General features: G+C 45.8%; 21 protein-coding genes and 3 riboswitches. Of the genes, 9 read left to right on the top strand and 12 right to left on the bottom strand.

Annotated elements, in window-relative coordinates:
• The first annotated feature begins 89 nt into the window (after positions 1-89).
• Entirely contained in the window at positions 90-284 is a 195-nt protein-coding gene (locus tag G9F75_RS08055) for an alpha/beta-type small acid-soluble spore protein (RefSeq protein WP_003154717.1), read from the top strand.
• A gap of 6 nt (positions 285-290) precedes the next feature.
• Here G9F75_RS08055 and G9F75_RS08050 read toward each other — a convergent pair whose 3' ends face one another.
• The 4 genes from G9F75_RS08050 to G9F75_RS08035 all read right to left on the bottom strand — a co-directional run bounded on the left by G9F75_RS08050 (position 291) and on the right by G9F75_RS08035 (position 4,153).
• Positions 291-1,460, bottom strand: coding sequence for an anti-sigma factor domain-containing protein (locus tag G9F75_RS08050; protein WP_103526947.1), 1,170 nt, complete (start codon positions 1,458-1,460; stop codon positions 291-293).
• Positions 1,457-2,212: an RNA polymerase sigma factor SigI gene (gene sigI / locus G9F75_RS08045; protein ID WP_003154719.1), complete on the bottom strand. Its 756-nt coding sequence runs from the start codon at positions 2,210-2,212 to the stop codon at positions 1,457-1,459. The genes G9F75_RS08050 and sigI overlap by 4 nt, the downstream gene beginning before the upstream one ends.
• A gap of 277 nt (positions 2,213-2,489) precedes the next feature.
• Entirely contained in the window at positions 2,490-3,272 is a 783-nt protein-coding gene (locus G9F75_RS08040; protein ID WP_021493790.1) for a TerC family protein, read from the bottom strand.
• Positions 3,273-3,517: 245 nt separating this feature from the next.
• Entirely contained in the window at positions 3,518-4,153 is a 636-nt protein-coding gene (locus G9F75_RS08035) for a DedA family protein (RefSeq protein WP_370736862.1), read from the bottom strand.
• Between the two features lie 136 nt (positions 4,154-4,289).
• Between G9F75_RS08035 and G9F75_RS08030 the strand changes: the two genes are divergently transcribed.
• The 3 genes from G9F75_RS08030 to G9F75_RS08020 all read left to right on the top strand — a co-directional run bounded on the left by G9F75_RS08030 (position 4,290) and on the right by G9F75_RS08020 (position 7,419).
• Positions 4,290-4,472 (top strand): hypothetical protein, encoded by a 183-nt coding sequence (locus tag G9F75_RS08030; RefSeq protein ID WP_021493792.1) that lies wholly within the window; start codon positions 4,290-4,292, stop codon positions 4,470-4,472.
• Positions 4,473-4,699: 227 nt separating this feature from the next.
• Positions 4,700-5,581, top strand: coding sequence for a non-homologous end joining protein Ku (gene ku / locus G9F75_RS08025; RefSeq protein WP_007610913.1), 882 nt, complete (start codon positions 4,700-4,702; stop codon positions 5,579-5,581).
• A gap of 2 nt (positions 5,582-5,583) precedes the next feature.
• On the top strand, positions 5,584-7,419 hold the full coding sequence (locus tag G9F75_RS08020) for a DNA ligase D (RefSeq protein WP_021493793.1): 1,836 nt from the start codon (positions 5,584-5,586) through the stop codon (positions 7,417-7,419).
• A 9-nt stretch (positions 7,420-7,428) separates the two neighbouring features.
• On the opposite strand, the gene G9F75_RS08015 is transcribed toward G9F75_RS08020, so the two are convergent.
• The 4 genes from G9F75_RS08015 to G9F75_RS08000 all read right to left on the bottom strand — a co-directional run bounded on the left by G9F75_RS08015 (position 7,429) and on the right by G9F75_RS08000 (position 9,195).
• Positions 7,429-7,983: a YkoP family protein gene (locus tag G9F75_RS08015; protein WP_007407215.1), complete on the bottom strand. Its 555-nt coding sequence runs from the start codon at positions 7,981-7,983 to the stop codon at positions 7,429-7,431.
• Positions 7,984-8,161: 178 nt separating this feature from the next.
• A complete protein-coding gene (locus tag G9F75_RS08010) occupies positions 8,162-8,626 on the bottom strand; it encodes a MarR family winged helix-turn-helix transcriptional regulator (RefSeq protein ID WP_007610911.1) in 465 nt (154 codons plus the stop codon).
• A 142-nt stretch (positions 8,627-8,768) separates the two neighbouring features.
• Positions 8,769-8,951: a Fur-regulated basic protein FbpA gene (gene fbpA / locus G9F75_RS08005; protein ID WP_003154731.1), complete on the bottom strand. Its 183-nt coding sequence runs from the start codon at positions 8,949-8,951 to the stop codon at positions 8,769-8,771.
• 88 nt (positions 8,952-9,039) lie between these two features.
• Positions 9,040-9,195, bottom strand: coding sequence for a hypothetical protein (locus G9F75_RS08000; RefSeq protein ID WP_003154733.1), 156 nt, complete (start codon positions 9,193-9,195; stop codon positions 9,040-9,042).
• A gap of 193 nt (positions 9,196-9,388) precedes the next feature.
• On the opposite strand from G9F75_RS08000, the gene G9F75_RS07995 reads away from it, so the two are divergent.
• The gene (locus G9F75_RS07995) at positions 9,389-9,721 is read left to right on the top strand and encodes a MerR family transcriptional regulator (RefSeq protein WP_014417562.1); all 333 of its coding nucleotides are present in this window, start codon (positions 9,389-9,391) and stop codon (positions 9,719-9,721) included.
• 35 nt (positions 9,722-9,756) lie between these two features.
• Here G9F75_RS07995 and mgtE read toward each other — a convergent pair whose 3' ends face one another.
• The 3 genes from mgtE to G9F75_RS07975 form a co-directional block, all read right to left on the bottom strand.
• The gene (gene mgtE / locus G9F75_RS07990; protein WP_012117400.1) at positions 9,757-11,112 is read right to left on the bottom strand and encodes a magnesium transporter; all 1,356 of its coding nucleotides are present in this window, start codon (positions 11,110-11,112) and stop codon (positions 9,757-9,759) included.
• Positions 11,113-11,346: 234 nt separating this feature from the next.
• Positions 11,347-11,512, bottom strand: a riboswitch (M-box (ykoK) riboswitch).
• Between the two features lie 106 nt (positions 11,513-11,618).
• Positions 11,619-11,756, bottom strand: coding sequence for a transcriptional regulator SplA domain-containing protein (locus G9F75_RS07980; protein ID WP_003154740.1), 138 nt, complete (start codon positions 11,754-11,756; stop codon positions 11,619-11,621).
• 88 nt (positions 11,757-11,844) lie between these two features.
• Positions 11,845-13,107: a glycoside hydrolase family 18 protein gene (locus G9F75_RS07975; protein ID WP_160216825.1), complete on the bottom strand. Its 1,263-nt coding sequence runs from the start codon at positions 13,105-13,107 to the stop codon at positions 11,845-11,847.
• A gap of 148 nt (positions 13,108-13,255) precedes the next feature.
• Positions 13,256-13,369: riboswitch (TPP riboswitch) on the top strand.
• 179 nt (positions 13,370-13,548) lie between these two features.
• Between G9F75_RS07975 and G9F75_RS07970 the strand changes: the two genes are divergently transcribed.
• The 3 genes from G9F75_RS07970 to G9F75_RS07960 are packed head-to-tail and all read left to right on the top strand — an operon-like array spanning position 13,549 to position 16,508.
• On the top strand, positions 13,549-14,148 hold the full coding sequence (locus G9F75_RS07970) for an ECF transporter S component (protein WP_021493795.1): 600 nt from the start codon (positions 13,549-13,551) through the stop codon (positions 14,146-14,148).
• A complete protein-coding gene (locus G9F75_RS07965) occupies positions 14,135-15,772 on the top strand; it encodes an ABC transporter ATP-binding protein (protein WP_160182612.1) in 1,638 nt (545 codons plus the stop codon). The genes G9F75_RS07970 and G9F75_RS07965 overlap by 14 nt, the downstream gene beginning before the upstream one ends.
• Positions 15,747-16,508: an energy-coupling factor transporter transmembrane component T family protein gene (locus G9F75_RS07960; protein WP_014417558.1), complete on the top strand. Its 762-nt coding sequence runs from the start codon at positions 15,747-15,749 to the stop codon at positions 16,506-16,508. The genes G9F75_RS07965 and G9F75_RS07960 overlap by 26 nt, the downstream gene beginning before the upstream one ends.
• Positions 16,509-16,553: 45 nt before the next feature.
• Here G9F75_RS07960 and G9F75_RS07955 read toward each other — a convergent pair whose 3' ends face one another.
• Positions 16,554-17,387: an STAS domain-containing protein gene (locus tag G9F75_RS07955; protein ID WP_014417557.1), complete on the bottom strand. Its 834-nt coding sequence runs from the start codon at positions 17,385-17,387 to the stop codon at positions 16,554-16,556.
• Between the two features lie 219 nt (positions 17,388-17,606).
• Between G9F75_RS07955 and G9F75_RS07950 the strand changes: the two genes are divergently transcribed.
• Positions 17,607-18,566 (top strand): S8 family peptidase, encoded by a 960-nt coding sequence (locus tag G9F75_RS07950; protein ID WP_014417556.1) that lies wholly within the window; start codon positions 17,607-17,609, stop codon positions 18,564-18,566.
• A gap of 139 nt (positions 18,567-18,705) precedes the next feature.
• A riboswitch (SAM riboswitch) is annotated at positions 18,706-18,860 on the top strand.
• Positions 18,861-18,899: the final 39 nt, after the last annotated feature.

Here is an 18,899-nt window from a genome sequence, read left to right as displayed (position 1 = left end):
TGTACAACAATTGCCAGCATAATCAATACCGTTCCGTTTGAAACTAAAATGCGAAAACACATCTTGCCAGAGAAAAGGAGATGAAAAAGATGGCGAGCAGAAATAAACTCTTAGTTCCAGGGGCTGAGCAGGCACTTGACCAATTTAAATACGAAGTGGCTCAAGAATTCGGCGTGAACCTTAGCTCTGATACAGCAGCACGCGCAAACGGCTCTGTAGGCGGGGAAATGACAAAACGTCTTGTACAGCAGGCTCAATCACAATTAAACGGGAAAAATCAATAATGCAGCTTATTCGCCGGGACTTCTCGGCGAATTTTGATATTTATCGGCATTCTCCTTTCCGTGCCGGTAGCCGTTCGGATTCCTTCGGTCTGACGAATCTTCATGATGCCGATAGGATTCCCAATGTTCATTGCGATCATGATTCCAGTAATGATTGTAATACTTTTGCTTAGGCTCTTTGTCATTTCCGTTTTCCTGAGGATTTTGTGTTGGGGGCTGCTCTGTTTCCCCATCTTGTTCCTTTTGTGTGTTTTCCTCTGATCCGGAAGCTGCATTTTTTTCGGTTTGCTGATTGCCGTCCTGACTGTCCGGCTTCGCTTCTTCCGTACCGGGCGTTGTTTCATTGTTTCCCGGCTTCTCTGCTGCCTTGTCTTCATCAGGAGCTGTCTTTTCATCAGCCGCCGGCTTGTCTGTGTCCGGCTGCTCGCTTTGATCAGCGTCTGTTTCGGTATCTTTTTGATCTGTTTCATTGCCGTCGGTTTGCTTTTCAGGCTGTTTTTCTTCTGTTTTCTTTTCGTTTCTTCTTATGTAGCTGCCTGTTGACATCCCTTCCTGTTTTGCTTTTTCTCTTGTTTCCATATCAGATTCAAGCGATTGGACCTGGTAGGTGCCCTTATATTTTTCAGTCATGTCGGCCAGCTGTTTTTTAACGCCTTTTTTATATGTATTGTCATCTGTATTTTCATAAACCGTGGAAATTAAAATCTCTTTTGATTCCTTTACATATCCATGCTTGCTGCAATCGGTAATAATATTACTGATGACTTCCTTAAAATCGCTGCTTTTCCAATCTCCGATGTCACTGATGACCTGTTTGGCGTCATGGTTCAGCGGTGTCAGTTCAATGACTTCATATTTGCTGTTTAAAGCCATTTCAATACTGGGATTAATGTCAAGCGTCATATACGCGTAAGCTTTGTTATCAGAAAAAACCGGGAGCAAAATTAAAATAAACAAAATAATAGCAGTCATCGTAAACACTCCCAATTTAAAAGGGCGCAGTTTCAGAAAATCAAAAAAGCTGGCCCTTCTTCCCATACGCGTTTCGCCTTCGAACGTAATTTCCTCTCCGATTTCACAAGTGCGGTGATCATTTTTTGTTTTTAAAAATTGTCCGTCAGGGGTTAGCAACGTGACGAATTTTTTATTTTTCTCTACTATGATCCCTCTTCTCATGAGTGCAACACCCCTTTAAGATAATCTTTTAAATAAATATAATCACCGGTAATAATAATACTCATGGCGATGATATATTTTCGGTTCCGTTCGATCGTTTTTCTGCTGACCGACACGAGCTGCTCCAGCTGTTTGACAGGAAGCTGTTTTTTCTGGTGCAAAATGGACGCCAGCTCTTCATTTTCAACAAGCGTGTAGGCTACCTTAATCGCATTCTGCCTCGCATCTGTATGCTTCGGCGATTGTTCCAGCAGCTCTTTAAAAGACAGCCCGTATTCTTTGAGCTGCTTCTGAAAAAAAAGAATTTCTTCCCGGCGCTGTTCCTGTTCTATCTGTTTGCGGTATTCATCAATGGAAAGCTCCGCTTCGATAAGGCTCTGCGAAGATTCCTGGTCGTCGCCTTCCTGCACATCCATATTGATATGCTGAGCGGTTCTTGCTTCTTTTCTGATATAGTCTATCACTTTTCTTTTTATAATCAGCTCTGCAAATGCAAGCAGCGAATTACCTTTTTCAGCCGAATACTTTTCAATGGCTTCGTTAAACGCGATCAGCCCGATGCTGAATTCGTCGTCTTTTTCATCTATATATCGTTTACAAACGGATGAAACCGTCTTCGCGATAAAAGGCTTATATTGCTGTATTAAATCGTTCTGCAGATCTTTGTCGCCTTTTTGTATTTTTTCAACAGATGTTTCAAGCGTTTGCTTCTTTTTTCCCAATTTAAACAAAAGGCTAAGCACTGGTTTCACCTCAGTTCCTCCCTATAACTACTCATAATCATAGCTAATTTAGTAGGGATTCGCAAAGGAAGAAAAAGAGAAATCGATTCCATTTGTCTCAATTATGACAAGCCAATAAGACGTACTATACATGATTTCGTGCCCCCATGCAGAATTAAGGGGGTTTTCTCTGTGTTTTTTGTAACAATGCTGTTATAAAATTGTTATCATATGTCTTAAATGTAAGCGTTTCAAACAAAAAAAGGGAACCTGCTTTTTAAAAAGCCAGACTCCCTTTTTGATCATTTTACGCGTGTTCTCTTTTTTCCGATTCCGCGCCAGACTCTATTTGTTTTGCTCCTGACATAAACCATCCGCAAACCGCGATGGCAGCCAGAACCGCCCAGAAAATGATTTTCCAGGCCGCCGAATGGATGACATCTGCCGGAATTATACCGAGTTCCTCATGGGCCAATGTATAAAGAGCGAGCTTTACGCCTACCCATCCGACAATCACAAATGCCGCCGTTTCAAGGCCCGGCCTGGTTTTCAGTAAGGATACGAACATTGATGCCGCAAAACGCATAATGATTAAACCGATTACGCCGCCGGCTAAAATAACGAGAAACTGACCGCCGTCCAAGCCGCCGATGGCAGGAAGCTCTGTTCCCGGGAGCGTTACGGCAAGCGCGACCGCCGCTAAAATGGAGTCAACGGCAAAAGCGATGTCCGCGAGCTCCACTTTCAAGACAGTCTGCCAAAACCCGCTTTCTTTCTGCGTTTTCTGACCGGCGTTATCTTTAAATACATACCGCTTCAGCAAATGGCTGACCGCAATGTAAAACAGATATAAAGCGCCGACGGCCTGGACCTGCCAAACATTCACCAGAAAAGAAATGGCGAACAGCGACCCGAAACGCAAAATAAATGCGCCCGCCAATCCGTAAAATAAAGCCTTCTTCCTTTTTTTTTCAGGAAGATGCTTCACCATCACAGCCATCACCAGCGCATTATCCGCCGCCAAAATCCCTTCCAGCCCGATTAAAACGAGAAGAACCCATCCATACTCCAATAATAATGCAAAGTCCAATCCATTCCCTCCGTTTCTTTTTTCTATCATCCGAGCTTATACCGGCGGTTTTTTACGCAAAAAAGACCTTTGCCGATATAAGGCAAAGGTCTTGCTAGACATGAATGATTGGCATGCCAACAAAGCCGATGGATATGATCCATGAATTGACGACTTTGTTTCCGGAATATCCGGACGCTACTCCCCTTTGGGATTTCAAGAAATATTTGTTTATACGCTCATGATAAAGCCTGTTTCATCATTTGTCAACGCTTAACTTTTTTAACAAATTGAGAATTTTTTTCTGTTTTGGCCCGCTGTTTTCTTCTCTTTAAAAACATCCAAAGAATGAGAAGCAACACAATGAATATACCGAGCGGCAGCATATATTGATCGAGAATGGAACCGACGCTTTTCCAATTTTCCCCGAGTTTCATTCCGAGGTATACGTAAGCAAATGTAATCGGCAGCATCGCTGCATATGTATATAGAGAGAACACCCAGACATTCATCTTCGCAATGCCGCACGGCAAAGAAATCAGCGTCCTGACCCCCGGTATAAAACGGCCGCTGAACGCGACCAAACCTCCGTGCTTCTGAAAGAAATCATCTGATTTCTGCAGGGATTCGGGTTTTATCCATATATACTTTCCATATTTCAGCAAAAACGGCCGACCGCCCAGCCTGCCGATTCCATATAAGACAAGCGGACCTGAAACACCGCCGAGCGAACCGGCAAACACGGTCCCGGCAAGCGTCATATCCCCTTTTGAGACCCAATAGCCCGCAAGCGGAAGAACAATTTCCGCCGGGATGAATTCTATACTGAGCGCCAAAAAAATCCCGGCGTAAGATAAGCTTTTAAACGCCTCTATTATTGATATGATGAAATCTTCGATGATCTATCACTCCCGGCTTACGTCTATATTCCGAAACTTAAGAATGATTTTAACACAAAACCTTGAGGCTGAAATATCTTTTAGACATGCCCGTTATAAATGTGAGTCGTTTCAGATCGGTATAGCGGGAGGGAATGACATGAGCAATACAACGTCCCGCCTGTCTCCTGATTGCTTGTCTGGCGGCGTTTACATCACTGAAGATCTCCGGAAAAGTTACCCTTCGCGGGAAGCGGCGGCTGACCGCGGATTCAGTTCATATGGGAGCGGGAAATTCTCTCAGTCACTACATGGGAATGCGTGGGCATTTCCCGGGGAATGATTTTGTATAATCTTTTTGATTACCACTGATGATTTTCAGGGACTTCAGCGCTTTAAAGAACTTACCGATTCACTGATTGTAAATAGAGAATTCATTTGCTTTTCAGCCGACCATTGCCGCCTGAGGAAATGGAACAGCCGCTCCATGAAGCGCCGCAACACCCATAAGTTGCTACACATGGAACGGACCCGTTTATCCACAATAAAGACAAAAAGGAGTTTTTATTCATGCACACGATGTGGAAGGGTTCGATCAGTTTCGGTCTCGTCAATATCCCGGTCAAGCTCTTTGCGGCCACTGAAGATAAAGATATAAAATTCCGCAGTCTTCATAAAGAAGACCATGCGCCGATTAAATACGAAAAAATCTGCACCGGATGTGAAAAAAGTCTGGAACCTGACGAAATCGTGAAAGGCTATGAGTATGTAAAAGGGAAATACGTCATTATGACAGACGAAGACTTGAAAGACGTAAAACAGGAACATGAAGAAAAAGCGGTTGAGATTGTTGACTTTGTCCAGCTGCAGGAAATTGATCCGATTTATTTTAACCGGTCGTATTATGTCGGGCCGGGAGATAACGGCACAAAAGCCTATACACTTCTGCGGGAAGCGCTGAGAACGACGGGTAAAATCGGGATTGCCTCCATTACGATCCGCTCTAAACAGCAGCTTGCGATTCTTCGCGTGTATGACAACTGCATCGTGATGGAATCCATTCATTATCCGGATGAAGTCAGAAATGCCGGACATGTGCCGGGCGTTCCCGAGCAGACAGCCGTTAATGAAAAAGAGCTGCAGACGGCGATTACGTTAATTAATGAACTGACAACCGAGTTTGACCCGGAACAATACGAAGACACATACCGGAAAGCCCTTCTCGCTAAAATTAACGATAAGCTCGAACATGAAGAAGCGGGCGTGACACCGGCTGCTGCCGGTCCGCGCGAAGATGTCATCGATCTTGTCAGCGCGCTTCAGGCAAGCATTGACCGGACGAAGCGGCCGGATCGCGAACAGGCTGCACCGGCGCGGACAAAAGACGCCGCGTCAGCAGGCGGCGGAGGCAAAAAGCAAAAGACGACCAGACAAAAAGCCGGAACGTCTTAATCATGGTGCTGACGATGCAGCCGATTTTGACCTCTGTACCGCCTGAAGGCAGTGAGTGGCGCTATGAGGTAAAGTATGACGGATTCCGCTGTCTTCTCCGCATAGACGAAAGCGGCGTTACATTAACCAGCAGAAACGGACAGACGCTGACGAATCAATTTCCGGAAATCACGGCTTTTGCGGCCCGGTGTTTTCAGCACATGAAAGACAGGTTCCCCATTACGCTTGACGGAGAGCTTGTCTATTTAATCAATCCGTACAGAGCGGACTTTGAGCATCTTCAAATCCGCGGACGTTTAAAACGGACGGAAGCAATTGAAAGCACCGCTGATAGACGGCCGTGCCGCTTTCTGGCATTTGATCTCCTCGTTCTGGAAGGCGCCGGCACCGTCTCATTACCGTATGTGAAACGGAAGCGCGCCCTTTCCAAACTGTTTAAAGAAGCAAATCTTCCCGCCTGCCCTCATCACTTAGCGGAAGAAGCGATTCAATACATTCCGGAACACACTGACTTTGATGCGCTTTGGGACAAGGTCGTCCGCCATGACGGAGAAGGTGTCGTAGCAAAAAGAGCATCAAGCGGCTGGGCGGAAAATAAACGCTCTCCCGACTGGCAAAAGTATAAACATATGAAAACGGCACATGTGCTATTAACCGGGTTTAATCCGAAGAACGGGTATGTAACAGCCTCTGTTTTAAAAGACGGCACCGCCATCCCGATCGCTTCCGTTTCCCACGGCATGCAGGCGGAAGAAAAAAACGCCGTCAGAACCATTATGGAGACCCACGGAAAAAAACTGCCAAGCGGCGAGTATACACTTGAGCCTTCTATCTGCATGACCGTGCAGTATTTAACCATATTGCAGGACACGCTGCGTGAAGTATCTTTTGTGTCTTTTCAGTTTGAAATGGATTGGACAGAATGCACGTATCAGCAGCTTATCCTCCGCTCTAAAACGCTGCCGCCGAAGCTGCAGTTCACAAGCCTGGATAAGATCGTTTTTAAAAAACGTGAAAAAACGAAAGCAGATTTCCTTAGTTATATGGTGAAAATGAGCGATTTTCTTATGCCCTTTCTTAAAGATCGGGCCGTCACGGTGATCCGTTATCCGCACGGCGCGCCTGGCGAATCTTTTTTTCAAAAAAACAAACCGGACTACACGCCGGACTTTGTCTCAAGCGTGTTTGACGGGAGCCACGAGCACATCGTATGCAGCAGCATACCGTCACTTCTATGGCTGGCTAATCAGCTGGCGCTTGAATTTCACGTTCCGTTTCAGAAAGTTCATTCTGAAAGGCCCGCAGAAATCGTCATTGACCTTGATCCTCCGTCAAGGAATGATTTTCCCATGGCAGTGGAGGCTGCGCATGTGCTGAAACAGCTGTTTGACTCATTCAGCATTACGTCATTCCCGAAGCTCTCCGGAAATAAAGGCATTCAGCTCTACATCCCGCTTTCACCGGAAGCATTCACCTATGAAGAAACCCGTGCGTTCACAATGCTCATCGCCGATTATTGCGTCAGGACGCGCCCGGATCTTTTTACGACAGAGCGGTTTATCAAAAACCGAAACGGCAGGCTCTACCTAGATTATTTGCAGCATGCCGAAGGGAAAACCATTATCGCCCCCTATTCGACCCGGGGCAACGAATTGGGAACGGTTGCGGCTCCCCTTTATTGGAGCGAAGTCAACTCCTCTTTAACACCTGATGATTATACGATCGATACAGTAGTGAACCGCGTCAGGACAGAGGGAGATCCGTTTTATGATTTTTACCGGAATCCGCAGGACGGCCCGCTTTCAATCGTGCTTGAGCAAATCAAGAGAAAGAGCTGACGCTTTTTGTCAGCTCTTTTCAGTCTGATACGTGCACATCAATTTTTCTTTGGAAATAAATAAATAGCAGGAGTAAGGAATGTTTTTGAGGGTGAGCTGTTTTGCAGTAAAGTATAAAATCGGAATATGGGCCGCTTTCTTAAACAGCCTGTAGCAGCCGCTGGACGGTTTTATCACATCAAAACCGAGTCTCGCCGCTCCTTTATGAAGCATTGTAATGCCGACGACTCCCTTAATCTCGTCTTTCCGTTTATGCTGGTTAATATAATCCGCTAAATGAGGCATGGATTGATATACCTTCTGATATAGCATAATCCCCCTTCTGACCGCGCTTTCAATAGGCTGCAGCTCTTTCAGGAGTTTGACATTATGAAGATGAATCTTAACTAACACGTCGTTTTTTTTAATTCTGGTTCCGTCGCTCAGGATGACTTCTTTTCCTTTATATCTTGTCAAACGGACGCGGAATACATTCGATTGCCGTTTATCAATCAGCGTCAGCCGGGTAAAGAAGAAATAAAGCGGATCAAGTAAGTACCATATAGACAGCAGACAGCTTCTCACATGTTCACCTTCTTTATATTCAAAGCACCCTCATATTTTGGCATGGGGCATGTCACATTATGATTGGTAAATAATGATGCCGACCTGTATCAGCTTATGCAAAAACCGCTTCAGGCTCTACTGTCCGGAACAGAAAAAAACACTCTTCCTGAAGAAGAGTGTTTGTATCCGCTTTCTTTTAACGGAAAAGCAAATGCTGGCTGTGAATTCCCGCTTTTTTCAGTAAGGCTATCAGCTGTTCCTGTTCTTCAGGCATAAGTCCTGAAAACGCTCTCGCAATTCTCAATGAATGAATCGGATAAATTTTATCCAAATACTCGTTTCCTTTATCAGTTAAATGGGCGTAAACAGACCGTTTGTCCTTCGGGTCTTGTTCTCTGACCAAAAACCCGTTTCTTTCAAGCTTGTCGATGACATAGGTGACATTCCCGCTGACAAGCAAAAGACGCGACCCGATTTGCTGAAGCTTTTGCGGTCCTCTCGTATAGAGCAGCTCCAAAACGGCAAATTCAGTCGGATTAAAACCGTGTTCTTTACTGTCGCGGATGCTGTGTTCAGACACACTCTTGAAAGCCCTTGCAAAAACTTTGTACAAATTCATCGAACGCATCACTTCTTCTTCGTTAAATGATAATCTCATCATATCTACCCCGTATTTAAGATTTTTATAAAAAAATAATGTAAACCCTTACAATTCATAAGAGTCGTTCTTTGTTTTATATTCTATTCGTGCCGTTTTTCAGAATTCCTTCTTTTTTATATAAAAAAATACCCTTATACATCATTTAATTTGTATAAGGGTTCCGTTCTTTATAGGGAATGTTCCGAAAAAAATACGCGTATTCCTTTCTCAGCTCCGTAATTGTCATGGAATTGAGTATTTCTTTCGTATAGACTCCGATCTGCAGAAGCTTTTTGGAATAATGGTTTCTCTCTTTGTCCAATGCATTTTGAAGCAAACGACTCATGGCGGCCTCCTTTGTTTTCCGTTATTCTATGATCAGAATAACGCTTTTATATCAAAGACGTATAAAGCCATTGTAAAACTTCTGTAGATTATGATGTTTTTCGGTAAAGTCCGTTCTGGACGGCTCTGAGCAGCGGAAAAGCGTGTTCCCCGGCAAGCTGCATGAACGCCTCCAGCATTTCATCGCGTTTCATATCTAATTCAATGATTTCTTTTGCCAGCGAAACCGCTTTTTCTTTCTCCATTCCTATCCTTCCTCCTCATTGTGTCTGTACAGTAAGCATAAAACGGGGCAAAGGACCATGCATTAACCTTGTCAATTTTTCTGCCGCTTTTTTTCTAAAATTTTCTATTCCGCGTCAGAAAACCTGACAAGCGTCAGGTTTTTTCTCTTTTTTTCTTATATAATATGAGTAAAAGACATCCAGGGGTGGAAAAATGACGGCAGACGAACAATCTTACAAAGATAAAAAAGTAATCTCGATCGGCATTGTAAGCGAATTAACCGGATTGTCAGTCAGACAGATCAGATACTATGAAGAACGGAAATTAATCTACCCGCAGCGTTCATCACGGGGAACGAGAAAGTATTCCTTCGCGGACGTTGAGCGGCTGATGGATATTGCCAACAAGCGGGAAGACGGCGTGCAGACGGCTGAGATTTTAAAAGACATGCGAAAAAAAGAACAGGCTCTCAAAAACGACCCGCAGCTCCGCAAAAAAATGCTGGAAGGACAGCTTAATGCTCATTTTAAGTATAAAAACCGCTGATCAAAAAAGTCCGCCTCCTGTGAGACGGACTTTTTTTATAAAGCATGAAGAAATGCAGTTGCAATGCCGAAATAAATTAATAAGGACAAAATATCGTTCAGCGTCGTAATCAGCGGTCCTGATGCAATCGCCGGGTCAATGTTCAGTTTATGAAGAATAATAGGGACAATCGTTCCGGCCATCGTACCGATAATCAACGTTGCAAGCAGCGATGAACCGACGACAAAACCGAGCGTTAAGTCTTTCTGCCAGACGGTTGCGACAATCGTAATCGCGATCGCACAGACGATGCCGATATAGATACCGGTTCTTAATTCACGGAAAATCAGTTTAAAGATAGTTTTTTTATTCATTTCTTCTTTAGCCAGTCCTCTGATGACGACGGCGAGTGACTGTGTGCCTGTATTACCCGTTGTTCCCGCAATCATCGGCATGAAAAATGCGAGGGCGACTACTTTTTGCAATGTATCTTCAAAATAATTCAGAATGCTTCCGGAAATCAATCCGATAAACAAAAGCAGAATGAGCCACGGCAAACGGCGGTACGCTGCAACGTACGCTTTCGTATCAAATGTAATCGCCTTACCGGAGGCTGCGAATTTTTCGTAATCTTCATCGGCTTCTTTAATCACGACGTCAATAATATCATCGACAGTGACAATACCGACAAGCACATGATTTTCTTCCACGATCGGAATGGCTAAAAAGTCATACCGCTGGATCAGCCGGGCGACTTCTTCCTGATCTTGGAGCACCCCGGCCGAGATGACACGCGTAAACATGAGATCCTGCACTTTATCCTCAGGCTCGCCAAGAATTAAATCTCTGTAAGAGAGCACTCCGACAAGCTGCTTGCTGTCATTAATCACGTACAAATAATTTATTGATTCTGCGATTTCTGCAAAGCTTTTCAGCTTCACGACCGCATCTTTTACTGTATAATGCTGCGGAATCCAGACGAAGCGGTTCGTCATCATCCGGCCCGCCGATTCTTGCGGATAGTTCATCAAAAGCTGTACGGCCTTTGATTCCTCAGCCTCCATGCTGGATAAAAGCTGTTCTTTCAGTTCTTCATCCATCTCTTCCAGCAATGCGGCGAGATCGTCGTTATCCATTTTATTCATTGCGAGAGTGGCTTTCGTTTTACCGACTTTATGCAAAACGGCAAGCTGAAATTCCCGCTCCAGCTCTCCGATCATGTCGGTGATGTCATCAACCGTCATATATGACAGATAGCGGGCCCGGTGCTTTTCCGGCATTTCTTTAAACAAAAATGCCATGTCATAGGGCTGAAGCTCATCTATCATGTTTCGGAATTCTTTTATTTTTCCGTCCCGCAATAAAATGATAATGCGTAATATGAGTTCGTCATAGGTCATGTTTTGGACCATCGGGACTCGTACCTCCTTTACGGAGACGCGCCGTCCGTCAAGGGAAGTGCGGCGGTTTGTCTCCTCATCATGTCGTCACTGGTTATCTGGCTGTATATGGGTACTTCTTCTGACATACTCGAATGGGGAGAATCCATACTCCGCACCTCCTTATCATGCTCAGTCGTGTACGTTTTGAGGCATAAAAAAAACCTTCCGATATGAAGGCGAAAACAAGCACGGCAAATAAACGTGCGGGGCCTCCAATCGTAGAGCTTTAGCACTGTATGGCATAGGACAGCCATCCAGCTGCGTTAAGAATCACCTTATGTCGATGATTCCTGTTGACCCATTGGCGTCTTTGGACATTTTTGGGCAGCAGCGTATCTCCATACAGGAGCCTCACCTAACGAAGTTCTTATTTGAATTGACACACTGAGATTACAGAAAAAAAAGGAATGTGTCAACCTTAAATTTGTGATTTCAGCACATGCCTATAAAATAAACGGAATAAAGGCATAAAGCCCTTATTCCGGCAAATCGCTTTCATCCTCTTCTGAAAGGAAATGATAGGATTCATGCAGCATGAGCGCGTACTCCCCTTCTTTTGTCGGATGCGGTACATACTCAGCCTCGTTGATATACTGCTCTTCCCTTTTCTTCATATGACAGACCTCCTGTTCAATTTTAGATTGTCCAAAAGAAGACCCGTTATCATAGGAAAAAAAATCACTTGCGGAGGGGGACATGCAGCTATATTTTTCGGATCGTGAAAAAGTTCCTAAGCAGCCACGGGCCCGGTTTGAAACCGAGCGTTAATTGCCACGCGCCGATCGCCTGCAGTCCGAACTCCCGAATGAGAACCATTTTTTCACTCATGCTCCGTACATCCTCAAACCACACTTCATGCGTTCTTCCATTTTCATCAGTATACCGGAAGTAAGGGGAACGCTCCTGCTGAGAATAACGGATCACTGATTGATGCTTCATGGCCGTTTCCATGGCGCGCTGATTGGAGATGGCGGATCCGATCGTTCCCGGACGGGACGGAATCACCCAATCATACCCGTACAGCGGAACACCGAGAATCACTTTTCTTCTCGGCACCCTGCTGATGGCAAAATTGATCGTTTGCCTGACCTCTGTCAAAGGCGCCACGGGTCCCGGCTCACTGCCGGCGTGGTGCCAGTCGTACGCCATAATGAACATATAATCGACGACGGCTCCGATTCCGCCGTAATCATATCCCCTCAGCCACGGCACTGCATCACTTGTTTTCGCCGGAACCGATATCGTTAACGCGAGCTGATGCTCTGAAAGCCGGGTTTTTAACTGTCGGAGAAATCCTGTGAAGAGGTCCCTGTCAGCTTCTCTGACCCGTTCAAAATCGATATTTACACCGCCGTATCCCTTTCTTACGGTTAAGGAGACGATATTGTTGACGAGATTCGTTCTTGCCGTCGGATTTTGCAGCACTTGATGGGCTAATTCCGGACTGAATCCCCCTTCTGTCAAATTTGTAATAACGGCAAGCGGGCGCACTCTGTTCTGCCATGTGGTTTCTATTGCGGTTCTGTCGTTTAAATCGTTAATGATATCTCCGTTCGGGCCAAAATGATATTCAAACAAAGAAATCGCCGAAGAATACGGCGCAAAATCATTAATTAACTCTCTATCCGCTTCAGGCGTCCGAATGACATAAAATTGCAGGGTTCCCGCAAGATAGTTAGAGATATCAGGGATCTTCACTTTCATACCCGCCCGCAGCCGGTTCGGCGGAATATCCGGGTTTGCCTGCATCAGCTGCATCTGCGGCACATAAGCCTTACCTGCGATAACGGCATACGTATCATTCGGCTGAACCGTATATTCATTAAGAGGGATTAAAAGCGCCTGCCCCGGAACGATATTCGTTTCCTCAAGCCCGTTGACGCTTCTGATGCTGTCAACAGGGTATCCGTACTTTCTGCTGATGGAAAATAACGAGTCGCCAGACTGCACTGTATGAACAAACATAGATGTCCTCCGTTTCCTTTTGATCAAAAGGGCTCTTCTTATCTTTATGAATGATCATCCGGTCCGATTCCAAACACTGTTTGGAGAAAGGCTGTTTACAAAACAGACATGATCAACTATGATGATGTCATCATAAAAAACTGTATAGGAAACGCACTAGGGGTGCTGTTATCGGCTGAGATAAAACATGCGGCAGGCGTGTTTTGATCCCTTATAACCCGATCTGGATAATACCAGCGTGGGGAAGTGCAGATTGACCGGAGCGCAGGGTTTTTCCCCATGCGTTTTCGTTCTGCTGCTGCATATTCCCTCGGATATGCAGTTTTTTATTTTTCATTAAAAAACGGGGGAGGACACCGCAATATGAAACTGAATATAAACCGCCTGTAAAATCATCTCTTTCATACATACGACTATCCGATAAGAAAGCAGGAGATCACAATGAAAAATTGGAAAATGAGAGAAATTGTCGTCATGTCCGTCATCAGTGTTGTATTTGCTGTCATTTATTTAGTATCAACTCATGCAAGCAATATAGCGGCAGGGTTTTTCGGCCGAATGAGCTACGAACCGATTTACGGTATCTGGTTTATCGTCTCGGTAATTGCCGCGTACATTATTCAAAAACCGGGAGCGGCTCTTGTTTCTGAAATCATCGCCGCGTTTGTGGAGTGCTTACTCGGAAATCCGTCAGGGCCGATGGTGATTCTGATCGGGATCGCACAGGGAATCGGTGCGGAAGCGGTCTTTTTTGCGACACGCTGGCGGATTTATACCCTGCCCATGCTTCTTTTATCCGGTATGGGATCTTCTGTGACGAGCTTCATTTATGACTTGTTCGTTTCCGGATACTCTGTTTTGAATCCGGGTTTATTAGCCGTCATGCTTCTTGTCCGTCTGATCTCAGGTGCGCTTCTTGCCGGCCTTCTCGGCAAAGCAATCAGTGATGCGCTGGCTTACACAGGGGTGCTGAACGGCATGGCGCTCGGAAAACAATTCAAGAAGAAAAAGAAACAGGTGAACCAAGATGCAGGCATCTGAGCCCCTTCTATCGGCCGGCTGTCTTACCTTTTCTTATGATCAGGATGAAAAGCCGATTCTTCAAAACGTGTCCTTTCAGCTCCGCAAAGGAGAGCGGGCTTTATTGCTCGGGCCGAGCGGATGCGGCAAAAGCTCGCTCGCTCTTTGTTTAAACGGTCTGTACCCGGAAGCATGCGATGGGGTTCAATCGGGCACCGTTTCTTTATACGGAACACCTCTTTCACACCTGACAGAACCCGCCGCCAGATCCATCGGCGTCGTGTTTCAAGATCCGGACCAGCAGTTTTGCATGCTGACGGTTGAAGATGAAATCGCCTTCGGCTTGGAAAATTTGCAATATACAAAAGAAGATATGGACGCAATCATCAATGACGTTTTAGAAAAATTAGAGATCACTCATTTGAAAACGCGAACGATCGCTTCGCTGTCAGGCGGTTCAAAACAAAAAGTGGCGCTTGCCTGTATCATTGCGATGGAACCGGAACTCATTATTTTGGACGAACCGACGGCACAGCTTGATCCATATTCCGCACGTGAATTAGTGCGGCTGATCAAAGATCTTCAAGCAAAAAAAGGCTTCGGCCTTCTCGTTATCGAACATCAGCTTGATCATTGGGCGCCGTGGATGGACAGGACGATTGTCCTTGACGAAATGGGTCAGAAGGTGATGGACGGAGAGACGGACGTTATCTTTGAAACAAAGATTGAAGAGCTGATGCAGCTCGGCATTCCGATTCCGCGTGTGATCTCATTGCAGGAGCACGTCAGCATTCCTTTTACATTGTGTAAAGAAAAGCTGTTTCACGAACCTGTACCATCTCTGCCCGAACCCCGGCCCGCCGCGCTTTCGGCAGAAGACGCGCTGAGCGTTCACGAGCTGTCATTCTCAAGAGGAGCAGACGTCATTTTTCAGGATGTGAGCTTTTCCGTAAAAAAAGGTTCAATCACCGCGATTGCCGGTCCTAACGGAACAGGAAAATCCACGCTCCTTTCTGCCGCGGCCAAGCTCATCCGTCCGCTGAGCGGAGACATCAAAATAGACGGCAGACCGATTGATTCCTATTCTGAAAAAGAGCTGCGGCGGCTGATCGGATATGTTTTCCAAAATCCTGAACACCAATTTGTCACAGATTCCGTCATTCAAGAGCTGATGTTCGGTTTTGAAAGCAGCAGAGCCGCAAAGGAGAAAGCTCTTCAGCTGTTAACCCGATTCGGCCTGAGACGCCATGCCTCACAGCATCCGTTTTCTTTAAGCCAAGGACAAAAACGCCGGCTCAGCGTCGCGACAATGCTTATGCACAATGTGAACGTTTTGATGCTTGATGAACCGACTTTCGGACAGGATGCCAAAACGGCGCGGGAGTGTATGCAAATGCTCCGTGAGATTCAAAAGGAAGGAACGGCTGTTTTGATGGTGACACACGATATGGAACTCGTCTCAGATTATGCCGACACGATCCTTGTGCTCTGCGGCACGAAACTGGTATTCCGGGGAACTCCCGACGCTTTATTTTCTGATAACACCGGGATCGCCGAGCAAGCGCATTTGGCTTTGCCGCTGCGGTATGAATGGATGAAACACGACAGGAGGCGGAGAAATGAACTTGCGGCTGGAGGCTGTTAACCCGTCAATAAAGGCGGCGGCTGTATTGTTATGCGTCATTATGCTGTCGTTTATTTATAATCCGTACACCCCTGCTTTGTTTTATATCATCATTGCGGGAGGCGTCCTCTCGGCGGGGCGTGTGCCGCTGAAAAAATGGCTGCTGTTCACGATTCCGTTTGTCATTCTGGCCTTCGGTTCTTTATGGACAGCCGCCGTATTCGGAAACGTCCCGACAACCGGAAGCAACCTGCTGTTTAAGCTCGGGCCGATTGCCGTCAACAGTGATAACGCGGCGCTCGGGATTTCTATCGCGTTTCGTATTTTATGTTTTTCCGCTTTGTCGATGATGTTTCTTTTCACAACCGATCCGATTCTGTTCATGCTCAGTCTGATTCAGCAGTGTAAGCTGCCGCCCAAGCTTGCATACGGCGTTATCGCGGGGTTCCGGTTTCTCCCTCTTCTGAAAGATGAAATCCTGATCATCCGGCAGGCGCACAGAATCAGGGGCGCGGCGTCTGATTCAGGACTGAAAGGAAAGCTCTCCGCCTTCAGGCGCTTCACCATTCCGCTATTGGCAGGCGCAATCAGAAAGGCGGAACGCACGGCGATCGCGATGGAATCTAAAGGCTTTACGGGGAGCCGAAACCGCACGTTTTACAAAACTGTTACTGTGCGCCGCGCCGACTGGTGTTTTTTCCTGCTCGTGCTTCTGTTATTCGGCGCAAGCTGGCTCATTTCATTGTTGTTTGTATAAAAACAGGCCGCCGGAGTGATTCGGCAGCCTGTTTTGTTATGTATGTTATTGATGATAATTGAGAGCCTGAGCGAGATTGGACTTGATCGTAATATCTGAGAAATTAATGCCGAGCTGTACGGCGGTTTGAGCGATTTCCGGCCTGATTCCGGATAAAGTGGACGTGACGCCGATCAATTTCAGCGCCTCAATTAATTTAAAAATCTGATGCGCCACCATCGTATCGACAACCACTACACCCGATAGGTCAATAAACAGATGTTCAATCAGCCGTTTGGCACATGTGCTCAGCGTATTTTCAAGAATGAATTTGGCGCGCTCCGTGTCAATATCGCCGACAAGCGGCAGCAGCGCCGTCCGTTTGCTCAGCGTGATAACCGGAGAGCTTAACTCCAAAATCATTTCTCTTTGCGCGTTCAGCTGCATTTTCGAGTTATGCTCGGCATGATCGACAAACGTGTAAATCGTAAAATCAAATACTCGTACAATTAAATTCTCCCATTTCTTCCTTTCTCCCTCTGCAAACGAAGATTCATGTTTATCGGCAAACGCATCATAATAACTGATGTATAGCCTCCGGTTTCTCATGAATTCACGGACCACATACTGGACGGGTGTATCCAGATGCTTCTGGTCTTTCGCGAGCTCAATCACCCACTGCTCGAACTCTTCTAAAAATTCTTTTTCCGGCATGATATACATTTTATTAATATGCCGGTAAAATTCTTTATCCTGCTCCGTCAGTTCTTCTGTGATGACAGGATTTGCCAAAGAATAAACCGAATTCGGGTCCGAATCTTCCATCGTTTCGATCCACTCTTCCGCAATTTGATCCGCTTGTTCTGTAAAATAGTCGTATAATGCTTCATTTATCTTCATATCTCTTCTCCTTTCCCATTTCCAATTATAGCGTCAGCGGGTCATGAATGAAAATAAAAGCTGTTAAACTATCCATTTATTTGAAATTTTTTAGTGCAATAGATTACGCCTTTTTTATGAAAATGCTTCAAATGACTCTTTCCGGCCGGCATGCTCTGCCATAAAATAGTAGCAACACCCTTGTATCCACTCGCAAGCATAAAAAAGGAGGGCTTTTTTATGAATGGTGAAATGCATTTGATTCCTTATGTCACGGATGAACAGATCATGGATGTGAACGAGCTTCCAGAGGGTATTAAAGTGATTAAGGCGCCAGAGTTGTGGGCAAAAGGGTTTAAAGGCAAGGATATTAAAATCGCGGTGCTTGACACAGGCTGCGACATCAATCATCCTGATTTGAAAGACCGGATTGTCGGCGGGAAAAACTTCACCGATGATGACGGAGGCAAAGAAGACGCGATTTCCGATTATAACGGACACGGGACACACGTTTCCGGAACGATTGCCGCCAATGATTCAAACGGCGGAATTTCGGGTGTCGCGCCGGAAGCAAGCCTCTTAATTGTTAAAGTTCTCGGCGGTCAAAACGGCAGCGGCAAATACGAATGGATCATTAACGGCATCAACTACGCCGTTGAACAAAAGGCCGATATCATTTCCATGTCACTCGGCGGGCCAAGCGATGTGCCTGAATTGAAAGAAGCCGTCGCAAATGCGGTAAAAAGCGGTGTTCTGGTCGTTTGCGCGGCAGGAAACGAAGGCGACGGAGACGAGCGTACAGAGGAACTGTCGTATCCGGCCGCTTACAACGAAGTGATCGCAGTCGGATCAGTCTCAATCGCCCGTAAATCGTCTGAATTTTCAAACGCCAATAAAGAGATTGACCTGGTGGCTCCGGGAGAAAATATTCTCTCCACCCTTCCCAACCATAAATACGGGAAGCTGACGGGCACTTCAATGGCCGCCCCGCATGTGAGCGGAGCGCTTGCCTTAATAAAAGGGCTTGAACAGGACGCGTTTCAGCGGACGCTTTCTGAGGCTGAAGTCTACGCCCAGCTCGTGCGGCGGACCCTTCCTTTGGACATCGCCAAAACATTGGCCGGGAACGGGTTTCTGTATTTAGACGCGCCTGAAGTGCTGATGGAAAGAGCCGAACAGGCACAGCTGCTGTCTTTCTGATATTTTTCTCATATAATGAATGGTCAACTTGTCACATCACCAATTTTTAAAATGTGAGATTTTCTATTGACAGTGATCTGAATAAGCTGATAAGATAACCAACAAATGATGTAACTTTTCAAAAAAATTGAAATACTTTCTCTTATCGAGAGTTGGGCGAGGGATTGGCCTTTTGACCCCAACAGCAACCGACCGTAATTCCATTGTGAAATGGGGCGCGTGATTTTTGCGCCGAGACGACTGTCTCATAAGGCACGGTGCTAATTCCATCAGACGTGATCTGAGAGATGAGAGAGGCTTACATTTTGAAGTTAAAGCCTCTTTCTCTCATGA

Origin of the sequence: Bacillus sp. EKM208B (assembly GCF_011800725.1) — a bacterium.
GTDB lineage: Bacteria > Bacillota > Bacilli > Bacillales > Bacillaceae > Bacillus > Bacillus velezensis.
The sequence above is the reverse complement of the archived record's forward strand: the minus strand, read 5'-3'. Positions and strand labels throughout refer to the sequence as shown.

What these genes read in the sequence shown, in the direction of transcription:
- G9F75_RS07970 (WP_021493795.1), top strand. Translation starts at nt 13,549, where the DNA reads ATGAAAAATTGGAAAATGAGAGAAATTGTCGTCATGTCCGTCATCAGT.
- fbpA (WP_003154731.1), bottom strand. Translation starts at nt 8,951, where the DNA reads ATGAGTCGTTTGCTTCAAAATGCATTGGACAAAGAGAGAAACCATTAT.
- ku (WP_007610913.1), top strand. Translation starts at nt 4,700, where the DNA reads ATGCACACGATGTGGAAGGGTTCGATCAGTTTCGGTCTCGTCAATATC.
- G9F75_RS07950 (WP_014417556.1), top strand. Translation starts at nt 17,607, where the DNA reads ATGAATGGTGAAATGCATTTGATTCCTTATGTCACGGATGAACAGATC.
- G9F75_RS08030 (WP_021493792.1), top strand. Translation starts at nt 4,290, where the DNA reads ATGAGCAATACAACGTCCCGCCTGTCTCCTGATTGCTTGTCTGGCGGC.
- G9F75_RS08010 (WP_007610911.1), bottom strand. Translation starts at nt 8,626, where the DNA reads ATGATGAGATTATCATTTAACGAAGAAGAAGTGATGCGTTCGATGAAT.
- G9F75_RS07965 (WP_160182612.1), top strand. Translation starts at nt 14,135, where the DNA reads ATGCAGGCATCTGAGCCCCTTCTATCGGCCGGCTGTCTTACCTTTTCT.
- G9F75_RS08020 (WP_021493793.1), top strand. Translation starts at nt 5,584, where the DNA reads ATGGTGCTGACGATGCAGCCGATTTTGACCTCTGTACCGCCTGAAGGC.
- G9F75_RS07980 (WP_003154740.1), bottom strand. Translation starts at nt 11,756, where the DNA reads ATGAAGAAAAGGGAAGAGCAGTATATCAACGAGGCTGAGTATGTACCG.
- G9F75_RS07955 (WP_014417557.1), bottom strand. Translation starts at nt 17,387, where the DNA reads ATGAAGATAAATGAAGCATTATACGACTATTTTACAGAACAAGCGGAT.
- G9F75_RS08000 (WP_003154733.1), bottom strand. Translation starts at nt 9,195, where the DNA reads ATGGAGAAAGAAAAAGCGGTTTCGCTGGCAAAAGAAATCATTGAATTA.
- G9F75_RS08055 (WP_003154717.1), top strand. Translation starts at nt 90, where the DNA reads ATGGCGAGCAGAAATAAACTCTTAGTTCCAGGGGCTGAGCAGGCACTT.
- G9F75_RS08050 (WP_103526947.1), bottom strand. Translation starts at nt 1,460, where the DNA reads ATGAGAAGAGGGATCATAGTAGAGAAAAATAAAAAATTCGTCACGTTG.
- mgtE (WP_012117400.1), bottom strand. Translation starts at nt 11,112, where the DNA reads ATGGTCCAAAACATGACCTATGACGAACTCATATTACGCATTATCATT.
- G9F75_RS07960 (WP_014417558.1), top strand. Translation starts at nt 15,747, where the DNA reads ATGAACTTGCGGCTGGAGGCTGTTAACCCGTCAATAAAGGCGGCGGCT.
- G9F75_RS07975 (WP_160216825.1), bottom strand. Translation starts at nt 13,107, where the DNA reads ATGTTTGTTCATACAGTGCAGTCTGGCGACTCGTTATTTTCCATCAGC.
- G9F75_RS07995 (WP_014417562.1), top strand. Translation starts at nt 9,389, where the DNA reads ATGACGGCAGACGAACAATCTTACAAAGATAAAAAAGTAATCTCGATC.